General features: G+C 73.8%; 14 protein-coding genes. 3 read left to right on the forward strand and 11 right to left on the reverse strand.

All coding sequences use genetic code 11. From position 1 onward, the window contains the following. Positions 1-38 precede the first annotated feature (38 nt). From Ade02nite_RS29965 to Ade02nite_RS29985, 5 genes are all read right to left on the reverse strand, one after another. On the reverse strand, positions 39-725 hold the full coding sequence (locus Ade02nite_RS29965) for a response regulator transcription factor (RefSeq protein ID WP_203771232.1): 687 nt from the start codon (positions 723-725) through the stop codon (positions 39-41). Positions 726-781: 56 nt separating this feature from the next. After that, positions 782-1,489, reverse strand: coding sequence for a hypothetical protein (locus tag Ade02nite_RS29970; protein WP_203771233.1), 708 nt, complete (start codon positions 1,487-1,489; stop codon positions 782-784). Between the two features lie 35 nt (positions 1,490-1,524). Further along, positions 1,525-2,244: a tetratricopeptide repeat protein gene (locus Ade02nite_RS29975; RefSeq protein ID WP_203771235.1), complete on the reverse strand. Its 720-nt coding sequence runs from the start codon at positions 2,242-2,244 to the stop codon at positions 1,525-1,527. After that, positions 2,241-2,987 carry a GNAT family N-acetyltransferase gene (locus Ade02nite_RS29980; RefSeq protein WP_203771237.1) on the reverse strand — a complete coding sequence of 249 codons (747 nt, stop codon included), beginning with the start codon at positions 2,985-2,987 and terminating at the stop codon, positions 2,241-2,243. Before Ade02nite_RS29980 ends, Ade02nite_RS29975 begins: the two co-directional genes overlap by 4 nt. Positions 2,988-3,095: 108 nt before the next feature. Further along, the gene (locus Ade02nite_RS29985; protein ID WP_203771239.1) at positions 3,096-3,536 is read right to left on the reverse strand and encodes a MarR family winged helix-turn-helix transcriptional regulator; all 441 of its coding nucleotides are present in this window, start codon (positions 3,534-3,536) and stop codon (positions 3,096-3,098) included. A 58-nt stretch (positions 3,537-3,594) separates the two neighbouring features. Between Ade02nite_RS29985 and Ade02nite_RS29990 the strand changes: the two genes are divergently transcribed. Genes Ade02nite_RS29990 through Ade02nite_RS30000 form a run of 3 tightly spaced genes read left to right on the forward strand, consistent with a single transcriptional unit; the run spans position 3,595 to position 7,125 of the window. After that, entirely contained in the window at positions 3,595-4,557 is a 963-nt protein-coding gene (locus Ade02nite_RS29990) for a zinc-binding dehydrogenase (protein WP_203771241.1), read from the forward strand. Positions 4,558-4,617: 60 nt separating this feature from the next. Next, positions 4,618-5,688: a M15 family metallopeptidase gene (locus Ade02nite_RS29995; RefSeq protein WP_203771243.1), complete on the forward strand. Its 1,071-nt coding sequence runs from the start codon at positions 4,618-4,620 to the stop codon at positions 5,686-5,688. Positions 5,689-5,745: 57 nt separating this feature from the next. Beyond that, complete coding sequence (locus Ade02nite_RS30000; RefSeq protein WP_239169168.1) at positions 5,746-7,125, forward strand: LuxR family transcriptional regulator; 1,380 nt, start codon at positions 5,746-5,748, stop codon at positions 7,123-7,125. Positions 7,126-7,169: 44 nt separating this feature from the next. Here Ade02nite_RS30000 and Ade02nite_RS30005 read toward each other — a convergent pair whose 3' ends face one another. From Ade02nite_RS30005 to Ade02nite_RS30030, 6 genes are all read right to left on the reverse strand, one after another. Next, positions 7,170-8,702, reverse strand: a complete 1,533-nt coding sequence (locus tag Ade02nite_RS30005) for a GGDEF domain-containing protein (protein WP_239169182.1) — start codon at positions 8,700-8,702, stop codon at positions 7,170-7,172. 104 nt (positions 8,703-8,806) lie between these two features. Continuing rightward, on the reverse strand, positions 8,807-9,139 hold the full coding sequence (locus Ade02nite_RS30010) for a cupin domain-containing protein (protein ID WP_203771247.1): 333 nt from the start codon (positions 9,137-9,139) through the stop codon (positions 8,807-8,809). 50 nt (positions 9,140-9,189) lie between these two features. Beyond that, a complete protein-coding gene (locus Ade02nite_RS30015; RefSeq protein WP_203771249.1) occupies positions 9,190-9,990 on the reverse strand; it encodes an ABC transporter ATP-binding protein in 801 nt (266 codons plus the stop codon). A gap of 4 nt (positions 9,991-9,994) precedes the next feature. After that, a complete protein-coding gene (locus Ade02nite_RS30020; RefSeq protein ID WP_239169169.1) occupies positions 9,995-10,762 on the reverse strand; it encodes an ABC transporter permease in 768 nt (255 codons plus the stop codon). Next, positions 10,759-11,580 carry an ABC transporter permease gene (locus Ade02nite_RS30025; RefSeq protein WP_239169170.1) on the reverse strand — a complete coding sequence of 274 codons (822 nt, stop codon included), beginning with the start codon at positions 11,578-11,580 and terminating at the stop codon, positions 10,759-10,761. The genes Ade02nite_RS30020 and Ade02nite_RS30025 overlap by 4 nt, the downstream gene beginning before the upstream one ends. After that, entirely contained in the window at positions 11,577-12,536 is a 960-nt protein-coding gene (locus tag Ade02nite_RS30030) for an ABC transporter substrate-binding protein (protein ID WP_203771253.1), read from the reverse strand. The genes Ade02nite_RS30025 and Ade02nite_RS30030 overlap by 4 nt, the downstream gene beginning before the upstream one ends. Positions 12,537-12,559: the final 23 nt, after the last annotated feature.

A 12,559-nucleotide genomic window follows, 5' to 3' on the forward strand; every position in this document is an offset into this window, starting at 1 on the left:
TCGGGCACGCACCACAAACTACAAGTGCCGTTGCAGTACTAGGCCCCGGCATCGGCGGTGTATCCGACACCGCGGACGGTGCGGATCAGATCGGCGGCGGTGCCCAGCTTGGCGCGCAGCTGCGCGACGTGCACGTCGACCGTGCGGGTGCCGGCGTGCGACGCGTAGCCCCACACGCCGGCGAGCAGCTCCTCGCGCGTGAAGACCCGGCCCGGGCGGCGCAGCAGGTGCCCGAGCAGGTCGAACTCCGTGGCCGTCAGCGTGAGCGGCCGCCCGTCGACGGTCACGACCCGGCGGGCCGGGTCGAGCGACACCGGCCCGAGCGCCCGCACGCGATCGCCCTCGCCCGGGCCGGCCGCGCGCCGCAGCAGCGCCCGCACCCGGGCGACCAGCTCGCGCGGGCTGAACGGCTTGGTCAGGTAGTCGTCGCCGCCCAGCTCGAGCCCGAGGATCCGGTCGACCTCGTCGTCGCGGGCGGTCAGGAACACCACGGGAGTCCAGTCGCCGTCCTCGCGCATCCGCCGGCAGATCTCGGTGCCCTCCAGCCCCGGCAGCGCGATGTCGAGCACGCACGCGACCGGCCGCAGCGCCCGCACCGCGGCCAGCCCACCCGCGCCGTCGTGCTCCACGTGCACGCCGAACCCGTCGCGGGCCAGATAGAGCCGCACGAGATCGGCGATCGGCCGCTCGTCCTCGACGACCAGCACCAGCCCCTTCGCGCTCACCGGCCCATTGTGCCCGCGCCGGGCGGCGCCCGATGTTCGGGCAAGGTAAGAACCGGTCAGCCTCCGGCCAGGACCACGGCCTTGAGCTGGCTGATGGCGAACTCGGCGAGGGTGATCCGGCCGGTCAGGTTGCTCACCGCCGTGTTGAGCTGACCCTGCAGGCCGGCCACCTGGGCCTGGAGGGCGGTGACCTTCTGCTCCAGCGCCCGCAGCTGGGTGCCGAGCTGTGCCGCGCTGCCCGCCTGCTGTTCGAGGGCGCCGAGGCGCTGAAGGACGTCGGTGTTCTGCACGACCAGCGCGCCCGTGACCCGGACGTCGCCCTCGAAGAGCCCCGCGGGGTTGCCCTGGCCGAAGATGCCCGGGCCCTTGTTGGTGAGGTGGAAGCCGGCGACCCCGAACGCGCCGGGGCAGCTGGTGTGCCCCTTGACCCCGGAACCGCCCTCGTGCCCGTCGGCCCAGACGCCGGCCGGCCCGTTCTGGGTGCCGAAGGTCTCGCCGAAGACCCCCACCCAGGTCTTGCTCGTGCCGATCACGCCCGGTCCGCCCGCGTCGCCGGAGCCGAACACGCCGGCCCCGCCGGTCTTGCTCTGCGTGATCCCGGCGACGCCGTGCCAGGTGCTGCTCTCGCCGAGCACGGCGGCGGCCGCGCTCTTCGCGTGCACGCCGGGCCCGGCGTTCGGCGTGGTGTTGGTGTTCTCCGCCCGGACGGCCGCGGCCGTCGAGTCGGTCGAGGAGTCGACGGGATCGTTCTTGAAGGTCGGCATGGCAGATCTCCCTGAGATGTCGGAGGCGCTTGCTCTCAGTCAGGGGTCCCGTCCGGGCCGTGGGATACCTCCCGCCGGCCGCTGTCGTACTGCTCGGCGAACTCCCGCTCGCCCAGGGCGGCCGCCGAGTCGGTGCGGGCCCGGTCGAGCTCGGCGGCGTCGTCAGGGTCCGGCACCTGGCCGCGCGCGGCGAAGGCGGCGTCGGCGGCCGCGATCAGCCGGGCCGCCCGGGCGTGGTCGCCCTCGGCGGAGGCCAGGCAGGCGTCGGCGATGGCGGCGAACGGCAGGAACGACGTCCAGCCGTGCCGCTCGGCCTCGGCGCGGTTGGCGGCGAAGAGCTCGCGGGCGGCGCCGAGCCGTCCCAGGCGCAGCTCGCAGAAGGCCAGGTTGTGGCGCTCGGTCAGGACGGTCTCGGCCCGGCCCAGCTCCTCGTTGAGGCGGATGCTCGCCAGGTAGAGCTCGCGGGCGCCGGCCAGGTCGCCGGAGAGGCGGGCGACAGCGGCGAGCACGTGCCGGGGCCGCTCCTCCAGGGACCGGTCGCCGGCGCGCAGGGCCGCCTGCAACGACTGGGTGGCGAGGTCGGCGGCGGCCGCCAGGTCGCCCGAGCGGATCGCCACCCGCGACAGGCCGTAGAGGGCTTCGACCTCCGTGGCGCGGGCCTCGGCGAGCGCGGTCCGGCAGAGCCGCACCACCTCGGCGCTGTCGCCCCGGCGGAAGGCACCTCGGACCTCGCCGGCGAACGTCGTGTCGCTCATGAGAAGACCGTCCAGTTCTCGGCCGCGTGGAATCCCATCCTCAGGTAGACGGGCAGGCCGTCGGGGGTGGCGCGCAGGAACGCGGTGCGGGCCCCTCGGGCGTACGCGTCACTGAGCACCGCGGCGGTGGCGGCGCGGCCGTGGCCGCGGCGGCGGAACGGCGGCGGCACCGCGATGTTGAAGACGCCGACCAGGTCGCCGTGGAGGACGCCGAACCCGGTGGCCACCGGGACGCCGCCGGCCTCCAGCAGGTAGCCGGTCATCGAGGGCAGGTCGAGCACGGCGGGGGCGGTCAGCAGCGCGAGGGCCTCCTCCGGCGCCTCGAAGCCGGCGGCCATCGTGCGCCGGTAGACCGGGCTGTCGGCGCCGGTGAGCCGGCGGGCGCCGGGCACCGGGTGGGCGTCCGCGGCGGAGAGTTCCTTGAGCAGAAAGGGCACGGCCCGGCGGTGCTTGCGGCCGTGCGCGGCGGCGATGCGCTCGATCCGGTCCCCGGGGTCGTCGCCGCGCACCTGGACGGCCCAGGAGACCGCGCCGAGCCGCGGCGAGGCGGCGAGCTCGGCCAGCTCCCCGGCGTCGGGGTCGCGGGTGATCCCGATGACGCCGTTCAGCTGGGGCGAGGGCGCGCCGGTGACGAGCTCGGCGCTGCCGTGCGCGGTCTCGTGGAAGTAGCCGTCCGGCTGAAGCCCGGCAAGCACGGCCGTGGCCTCGAGCCAGGCACGCGCGGCACGGTCGGCGGTAGTCATCGGTCCTCCCTCCGGGGACCGGCGCGGGGCATGCGCCGGTCGGTCGGGGAACGGTAGCCGGTGAAACGGCGCCCGCGCGGCCACGGTGGGGGAGGGCCACATCGGTGGTCACGCGGTGGTGGGCGGGGTGGACATCAGGAGGCGGGTGATGACGCTCTGTGTCGCGCGGACCTCCGCGTCCGTCACTCCGGCGCTGTCGAGCAGCTCCGCGACGGCCGCGTCGTACGTGAGGGTGGCCTTCGCCAGGATCTCCCGGCCCTCGGTGGTCAGCGTCAGGGAGCTGGCGCGCCGGTCGCCGGGGTCGGTGGTGCGCTCGATGAGGCCGGCGGCGCGGACCCGGTCGGCGAGCTTGCTGGCCCCGCCCATGGTGATGCGCAGCTCGCGGGCCAGGTCGCCGATGCGCGCCGTCTCGCGCTCGCGCAGCACCCACAGCGTCTCGAAGGACGACAGCGGCAGGTCGTGGTCTCGTTTGAGGCGGGCGTCGACGTGGTCCCAGAGAACGATCTCCAGGCGGACGAGGTCGTGCGCCCAGCGCACCTTCTGTGTCACGCCGCACATCGTACCCATTTAGTTTCCATGGAATCTAATTCCGTGGAAACTATGGGGCATGAGAGCGATCGTCCTGACATCCCCCGGCCCCGTCGGCAACCTCGAGATCCGCGACCTGCCGCTGCCCGAACCACGGCCCGGCGAGGTGCGCATCAGGGTCAGAGCCTTCGGCGTCAACCGCTCCGAGCTGCACCTGCGCCTCGGCTACGCCGAGAACGCGCGCTTCCCGATCGTGCCGGGCATCGAGGCCACCGGCGTCGTCGACCTCGCGCCCGGCACCGACCTGCGGCCGGGACAGCAGGTCGCCGCGATGATGGGCGGGATGGGCCGCGCCTTCGACGGTGGCTACGCGGAGTACACGGTGGTGCCACGACGGCAGGTGATCCCGTTCCGCTCGTCGCTGCCCTGGGCGACGCTCGGCGCGGTGCCCGAGACGCTCCAGACGGCGTACGGCTCCCTCACCACCGGCCTCGACCTGCGCGCCGGGCAGACCCTGCTGATCCGGGGAGGCACCTCGGCCCTGGGGTACGCGGCCGCGGCGCTTGCGCGGAGCATGGGCGCGACCGTGCTGGCGACCACCCGGCAGCGGTCCCGCCTCGCCGAGCTGGCGGCCGACCACGCCCTGCTCGACGACGGGCACATCGCCGACCGGGTGCGCGGCCTCTACCCGGACGGGGTCGACGCCGCGCTCGAACTGGTCGGCACGCCCACGCTGCCGGACACGCTCGCCGCCACGCGGGTGCACGGCACGGTCTGCTTCGCCGGCATGCTCTCCAACCAGTGGACCGTCCCGGACTTCTACCCGATCGGCTACCTGCCGGACGGCGTGCGGCTCACCGGCTACGGCGGCGACGCGACCTCGCTGCCGCCCGCCGTGCTGCAGGACAGCCTCGACCGGATCGCGTCCGGCGAGCTGAGCCTCGGGCCGGTGACCGTCTATCCGTTCGACCGGATCCGGGACGCCCACCGCGACGTGGAGGAGAACAGGGTGAGCGGCAAGGTGGTGGTGCTGGCGCCCTGACACCTCGTTCGCACCCGGAACGGCCCGGAGGCTGCACCCCGGCGACACCATCCTCGCCGGGTGACGAAACGACAGGAAACCCGGCCCGAACGTCAGATCCGCACCCGAGCCCGACGGTCCGTCACCACCGCGATCGTCGCTGCCGCCCTCGCCACCACCGGCCTGCAGGCCCCCGCCGAGGCGGCGGTACCAGCCGCCGCGCAGAGCTGGTCCAGCCTCATGTACCGCAGCCTCACCGTGACCGCGACCGGCGCGCAGCTGCGCCAGACGCTCGCCACCCAGCGCACCACCGTGACGACCCGCACCGCCGAGGTCACCAAGGCCACGGCGGCGCTGGCCGCGGCCGAGAAGCAGGTCACCGCCGCGACCGGCGCCGACAAGGCCGCCAAGGAGCGCGTCGTGGCCGCCCGCACGGCGGTGACGACGGCGAAGAAGAACCTGACGAAGGTCAAGCCGCGGAACAAGACGGCGGTCACCCGCGCCCGCAACGCGGTCACGGCCGCCCAGAAGACCCTGACCCTGCGTACGACCCAGGCGCGCACCGCGGCGACGGCCCTGACCACCGCCCGGTCCTCCGCGGCGGCGGCCACGACCGCGCTCACCGCGGCGAACAACGGCGTGACGACGGCCTCCGCGGCGGTCGCCGTCACGCAGCAGAAGATCGCGGCGCTCAAGACCCCGGCCGAGCTGGCCCGCCAGGCGGCGGCCGTCAGCAAGAACGTGGTCACGGCCGTCCGGCCCGCCTTCACCACCGCCGACACGACCGTCGTCTACGGCACGACCGTCCACAAGAACGTGGCGTACGCGTACAAGCGCATGGTCGACGACGCGAAGAAGGCCGGCATCGCCCTCTCCGGCGGCGGCTTCCGCACCAAGCAGCGCCAGATCGAGCTGCGCAAGATCAATGGCTGTCCCGACGTCTACACGGCCCCGTCCTCGTCGTGCCGCGTCCCGACCGCCATCCCGGGCCGCTCCCTGCACGAGATCGGCCTCGCCATCGACATCACCTCGGGCGGCAGGACGCTCACGTCGAAGAGCCCGGCCTTCAAGTGGCTGCAGATCCACGCCGACGAGTACGGCTTCGTGAACCTTCCGTCGGAGCCCTGGCACTGGAGCATCACGGGCGGCTGACCGCCGGTGTCACTCGATGGTCACTGAACCGCCCCTGAGCGCTCGTAGCTTCGCCCCATGAGCACGATCATCGAACGGGAGCGGGAACGCCGCCGGAAGCGGCGCCGGGTGCTGCGGCGCGGTGGCCTGGTCGAGGAGGCCGGCCGGGCCCTCGAACGCGGATGGCGGGAGCGGGCCGAGTCGCTGCTCGACCACGGCCGCGGGGCCGGCCTACGGGCCCTGCGGGCGCGTTACGCGGCGCGGCCGCACGACGCGCTCGGCGCGGTGACGGGGGCGGCCGGGGAACTGGCCGCCTCCGGTGACGTGGGCGCGGCGCTCGACGCGCTGGCGACGGCGGCCGCGCTGTCCCTGGCGACCGGGGACGGCACGGCCGCCGAGGAGATGCTCGCCGTGCTCGCGGCGCTCGGTGCGGACGACGATCCGCGCGCCACGGCGGTGCGGGCGGTGGCCGGCGCCCCCGCGGAGGGGCGGGAGGGTGAGGGCTGGGCCGGCGCGCTGACCGTGCTGGCCCGGGGTGACGCGGTCCGGGCGAGCGACCTGCTCGCCGCGGAGGCGGCGCGGCTGCGCCGGACCGGGCGCCTCGGGCTGCTCGTGCACGTGTTGGGGCTGCGAGCCGAGGCGGCGCGCCGGGCGGGGGACTGGGCCGCGGTCGCGGAGGCGGCGACCGAGTGCCGGGTGCTGGCCGAGCGCACCGGCCAGCCCGTGTGGCAGGGGTGCGCGACGGCGGCCGTGGCGCTGGTCGAGGCGGTGCGCGGCGACGGCGAGAGCTCCGGACGGCACGCCGCCGAGGCGGAGATCGTGGGCGGGCCGCTGGTGGCGGGCGCGGCGCGGTTCGCGCGGGGCGTCGCGCTGCTGGGTGCCGAGCGCTTCCGCGAGGCGTACACGGTCCTGCTGCCTTTGAGGGAGGGACCCCGGCGAGCGGAGACCGTGGGGCATCTGGCCGAGGCGGCGCTGAGGTGCGGCCTGCGGGACGCGATGCCCGAGACCCGGGACATGTACGCCCGGGCGCTGCTCGACGGGGACGAGGAGCTCTTCGCGCGGGCCCGCCGGGAGGCGAGGTCGCCGTGGGCGGCGGCGCGGATCGACCTGGAGTACGGCAGCTGGCTGCGACGGCAGCGCCGGATCAGCGAGTCGCGGCTGCCGCTGGAGACGGCACGGCACACGTTCGAGGTGCTGGGCGCCGCACCGTGGGCGCGCCGGGCCGGACGCGAGATGCGCGCGTCGAGCGGCGCACCGGCCGAGGGCGTGCTGTCGGCCCAGGAGCTGGAGATCGCCCGGTTCGTGGCCGACGGGTTGTCCAACCGCGAGATCGGCCAGCGGATGTTCCTGTCGCCGCGGACCGTCGGCTCACACCTCTACCGCATCTTTCCCAAGCTGGAGGTGACCTCCCGCGCCCAGCTGGCCGGCCTGATCGGCGAGCACCTGCGCGCCGGCTAGCCTCCCGGAGCGGCGTTGTCGGCCACTTGGCCGTGGCCGTCGTGCTAGGCCGCGTTTTCGGCCACCCGGCCGCGGCCGCCGTGCTTGGCCGCGTACAGGCTGCGGTCCGCGTCGCCGAGCAGGGCCGGCAGCTCGCGGTGGCTGCCGTGGTGCAGGCCGATGCTCACCTCGACGGCGAGGCCGGGCGCGACCTCGTGCCAGGGATGATGCCGTACCGCGTCGAGGACGCCCTCGGCGCGCTCGCGGGCCACCTGCGGGCGCACGCCGGCGAGGATCACCACGAACTCGTCGCCGCCGAGGCGGGCGGCCAGGTCCTGCGGGCGTACGGCGGAACTCAGCACCGCGGCGACCCGGGCCAGCACCTGGTCGCCGACGTCGTGGCCGAAGGTGTCGTTGACCTGCTTGAACCGGTCCACGTCGACCATCATGACCGCGTAGTCGCTGTCCGCACCGCGCTGCTCGGCCAGGTACGACTGGAAGCCGCGGCGGTTCGCCAGCCCGGTCAGGTCGTCGGTGACGATCTCGCGGCGCAGCTGCTCGTGCTCGCGGCGGCGGCGCTCCGCCTTGATGGCCTCGCGCATGTTGGCCATCCGCAGCAGGCGTTCCTTCCAGCGCAGCCACACCAGCTCGTCGGCGAAGCGGGCGGCGGCCTCGGGGCACCGCGGGTCGCGGGCGGCGATCTGCATGGCGAGCAGGCGGGTGTTCAGCGGGGCGGCCACCCCGAAACGCTCAGCCAGCCCACCCGCCGCCACGGCCGCGCGGGCGAAGTCCCGCTCCCGGGTCGCCCGGATCGCCGTGCAGAGCGAGGAGTACGCGTCGCCCCGGTTGGCGCCGGCGAGCCCCTGGAACTCGGCGAGCAGCCGGAGGTAGCCGTCGTACTGCCGCACCCAGCTCGGCGGCCAGCCGTCCGTCGAGGTCGTCCCGGTCACCGCGGAGGCGCGCGCCCCCGCGGACGCCCAGTCGCCGACCATCGCCTCGGCGCTGGCCCAGTCGAGCACCAGCTCGACGCGGTTCAGCTCGAGCACGACGCGCTGCCGCCGGAGCGTGGCGGCCCAGCGCGGATCGTCGCCGGCGCCGGCCACCTCGGCCGTGCGGTCGTACAGCTCCAGCGCCAGCTCCCAGAAGCCCATGGCGTGCGCCACGGTCGCGACCTCGATGAGGGCCGCCACGCGGTGCACCACCGGGCCGTCCGCCTCGTCGAGCAGCCCCACCGCCCGCACCAGGGGACCGCCCGGCGACTCCTCCGGCCCCACCGACTTCTCCGGCCCCACCGACGGCGACGGCTTGGCGTCGGCCCGTCGCGCGGCGGTCACGGCCAGCGCCAGCGCGTGCAGGGCCGGCTCGCCGAGGGCCTGCGCTACGTCGAGCATGGCGCGCACGTGAGGAGCGTCATCACCCCCGATCTCCCGTACGGCGAGTGAGCGAGCGAAGTGCAGTAGCACCTGGACGTCCCACCACTCGGCCCGCCCGATCCGCGCCGCCGCGGCGTCGACCTCGGCGGGGCTCAGCTCGCCCTGCGCCGACTCGACGAGCTCGTAGGCCCGCTCGATCGCGGCGACGTGGGCGGCGTCGATCACAGATGCCAAGACTACCGACGGTTTTCCTCCTTGGGCGCGGGAAGCGGGTTCTCCCCCCGCCTAGGGAGAAGCACCAAGGGCATCTCGGAGGCGCCGGACAGCCGTCAGCGCCGCATCGCCACGGTGAGCAGCACGACGCTGTCCTCCAGGGCCTCGAGGCTGTGCCGCGCATCCGGGATGATGAGCAGGTCGCCGGTGTCCCCGTCGCACGTCTCGTCCGCGGAGGCGAGGCGTACGCGGCCGCTGAGCACCTGCACCGTCGCCTCGCCGGGACTGTTGTGCTCGTGCAGCATCTGCCCCTTGCCGAGGGCGAGGACGGTCTGCCGCAGGCTGGTCGCGTGGTTGCCGAAGACCGTGTGCCCGCCGCGGCCGCTGGACGCGTCCCTGGCGGCGAGCGCCTCGTCGGCGGCCAGCCTCGTCAGCGAGATCTTCTCCATGCGGTCACTGTCCCCGCCGTACGGGGAACAGGCCAGGGGCGAAAGTCCCGTCACACGCCGGCCGGCTCCGGGCGGTGGCCCTTCTTCGCCTGCTGGATGAGCTCGTAGACGTGGCTGCGCAGCTCGGCGAAGCGCGCCGACGAGCGGGTGCCGAGCTGGTCGCGCTCGTCCGGCAGGTCGATCGGCACGTCCTCCAGCACGACCGTGGGGCGGTTGGAGAGCACCAGCACCCGCTGTCCCAAGTAGACGGACTCGTCGATGTCGTGCGTGACGAACAGAACCGTGACGCCGAGCTGGTGCCACAGCCGGCGGACCAGGTCCTCCAGGTCGGCGCGGGTCTGCGCGTCCACGGCGGCGAAGGGCTCGTCCATCAGCAGGACGCTGGGCTCGTACGCGATGGCGCGTGCGATGGCGACGCGCTGCTGCATGCCGCCGGAGAGCTGCCACGGGTGCGCGTCGGCGCTGTCGCGCAGGCCCACCGCGTCCAGGGCGGCGTCGGCCTTCGCGGTGCGCTCGGCGCGGCCGAGGCCCTTCTCGCGCAACGGCAGCTCCACGTTTTTGCGGACCGTGAGCCAGGGGAACAGGCTGCGCCCGTACTCCTGGAAGACGACCGCCATGCCCGGGGGTGGCTGGGTCACCGTGGAGCCGTCGAGGACCACCGTGCCGCCGGACGCGCCGAGCAGGCCGGCGACGCAGCGCAGCAGGGTGGTCTTGCCGGCGCCGGACGGGCCGACGATGCAGACCAGCTCGCCCTTGTGGATCCGGAAGGTGAGGTCGCGGATCGCCTCGACCTCGCGGCCGTGGCCGGTGTACGTCTTGGCCAGGCCGTCGACGTCCAGGATGACGCTCATCGCTCTACGCTCCTCGTTCGGCCTGGCGCAGCCCGCGGTACCACGCCAGGGCTCGGTGCTCGACCAGGCGGAACAGCGCCGACAGGGCGACGCCGATCAGGCCGAGCAGGATGATGCCGGTCCACATCTGCGGGATGGCGAAGCCCCGCTGGAACTGCACGATCGCCGCGCCCAGCCCCCGGTTCGCGCCGAACAGCTCGCTGATCACCATGAGGATCACGCCGATCGACAGCGCCTGCCGCGCGCCGGTGGCGATCCGTGGGCTGGCGCCGCGCAGCACCACGTGCCACAGCGTCGCGACCCGGCCGAGGCCGTACGAGCGGGCGGTGTCGCGCAGCACCTCGTCGAGCGAGCGCACGCCCTCGATGGTGTTGAGCAGGATCGGCCACACGCAGCCCAGCGCGATCGTGATGATCTTCGAGGTCCACCCGGTGTAGCCGGCGAACAGCGCGATGACCGGGATGAGCACCGGCGGCGGCACGGCGCGCAGGAACTCCAGCACCGGCTCGCAGATCTCGCGCAGGGTGCGCGACGACCCGATCGCCACGCCGAGCCCGGCACCGGCCGCCAGCGCGATCAGGTAGCCGATCGCGAGCCGGGCCAGGCTGGGCAGCACGTCGTGCAGCCAGGGATCGGCCGTCCACGTCTCGGGGAACGCCTCGACGATCGTCCGCAATGGAGGCCAGAAGAAGCTGGTGCTGTGCGCCGACGCGAACCACCAGGCGGCGACCAGGACGGCGGGCAGGGCCAGGGTGGTCAGTACGCGTTTCACAAGTCCCCCCGCACCGAGGTGTGCCATCGCAGGGCGCGCCTCTCCACCGCCCGCGCGAGCACGTTGACGAGCACGCCGATGACCCCGACGACGAGCACGAGGGCGTACGTCTCGGCGACCGCCCCGGAGCTCTGCGCCACGCCGATCGAGCGGCCGAGGCCGGGCACGCCGATGATGAGCTCGGCGGTGATCTCCAGGATGAGCGCGACCGACGCCGCGAGCCGGAAACCCGTTACCACGTACGGCATCGCGGTCGGCCAGACGACGGTCCGCACAACGGCGCGGCGCGAGAAGCGGTACGAGCGCGCGGTGTCGCGGACCACCGGGTCGACGTCGGCGACGCCGTACAGCACCTGGACGAGCACCTGCCAGAACGACGCGTACACCACGAGCACGAGCGCCGACGGCATCTCGCTGCCGTAGATGAGCACCACCAAGGGGATCAGCGCGACCGACGGGATGGGCCGCAGGAACTCGATGGTGGAGGCGGTCAGCGCCCGCAGCAGCGGCACGCTGCCGACGACCACGCCGGCGGCGATGCCGGCCGCCATCGCGATCGCGAGGCCGAGCGCCCAGCCGCGCAGGGTCTGGCCGGTGGCGGTCCAGAACTCGGCGGTGGTGAGCTGGCCGGCGAGCGAGCGCGCCATCGTGCTGAACGGCGGCAGGAACCGGCTGTCCACAATGCCCAGCCGCGGCAGCGCCTCGAGCAGGCCGACGGCGAGGGCGACGCCGAGCATCCCGAGCGCCGCGGGCCGGGACTTCGTCAGGGGAGCCGGCCGGGTCGCGACCCGGCCGGCGAGCGCGGAGAGCGTGGTCACGGAAGCAGCGTCCCGAGGTCCGGCTGCTTGGTGATGAGGCCGTCCTTGAGGGCCAGGTCCGACAGCACCTGCACCGAGTCCTTGTCGACGGCGCTGGGCCACTTCGGCAGGACCATGTTCTTCTGCACCTCGGGGTCGATTTTGGTGTAGTCGTTGAGGACCGCGCGGACCTCGTCGCCGTGGCTCGAGGCGTAGTCGAGCGACTTGGCCATGGCCGCCGTGAACTTCTTGGCCACCTCGGGGTTCTTCGCGAGGAACTGCTGCGAGGTGAAGTACATGCCGACCATCAGGTCCGGGTCGGTGCCGGCGTAGTTGGCGACGACCTGCCGGTCGCCCTGGCCGGTGGCGATGGTGAGGAACGGCTCGACCACCTGGCCCGCGTCGACGTCGCCCTTGGCCACGGCCGCCGCGATGTCCGGGAAGCCGAGCTCGACGTACTTGATGGTGGACGGGTCGCCGCCGGCGTCCCGTACGACCTTGTTGATGGTCGTGGTATTGATGTTCTTGAGGGTGTTGACGGCGACGCGCTTGCCGGCCAGGTCGGCGGCCGTCTTGATCGGGCTGTCCTTCTTGACCACGACGGCGCCGAAGTCCTTGCCCTGCTCGCCGGTGGAGGCGACGCCGGCCGAGACCACCTTGAGCGGCAGGCCCTGCGAGGCGGCCAGCAGCAGGGAGGTGGTGTTGCTGAAGCCGAACTGGAACTGGCCGCTGACGACGCCGGGCACGATGGCCGCGCCGCCCTGGGCGGTCTCGAGAGTGACGTCGAGGCCCTCGGACTTGAAGAAGCCCTGTTTGACGCCCAGGTAGATGGGCGCGACGTCGACGATGGGGATGACACCGACCTTGAGCGCGGTGGTGCCGTCGGACGAAGTGGCAGCGTCCCCGCCCTCGCCACCGCACGCGGCGGTGGCGAACAGGGCGGAGGCGAGAGCTAAGGCGAATGAACGGCGGAGCATGGGTCCTCCAAGGAGCCGACGAA

The sequence above is a fragment of the Paractinoplanes deccanensis genome (assembly GCF_016862115.1).
Lineage (GTDB): Bacteria > Actinomycetota > Actinomycetes > Mycobacteriales > Micromonosporaceae > Actinoplanes > Actinoplanes deccanensis.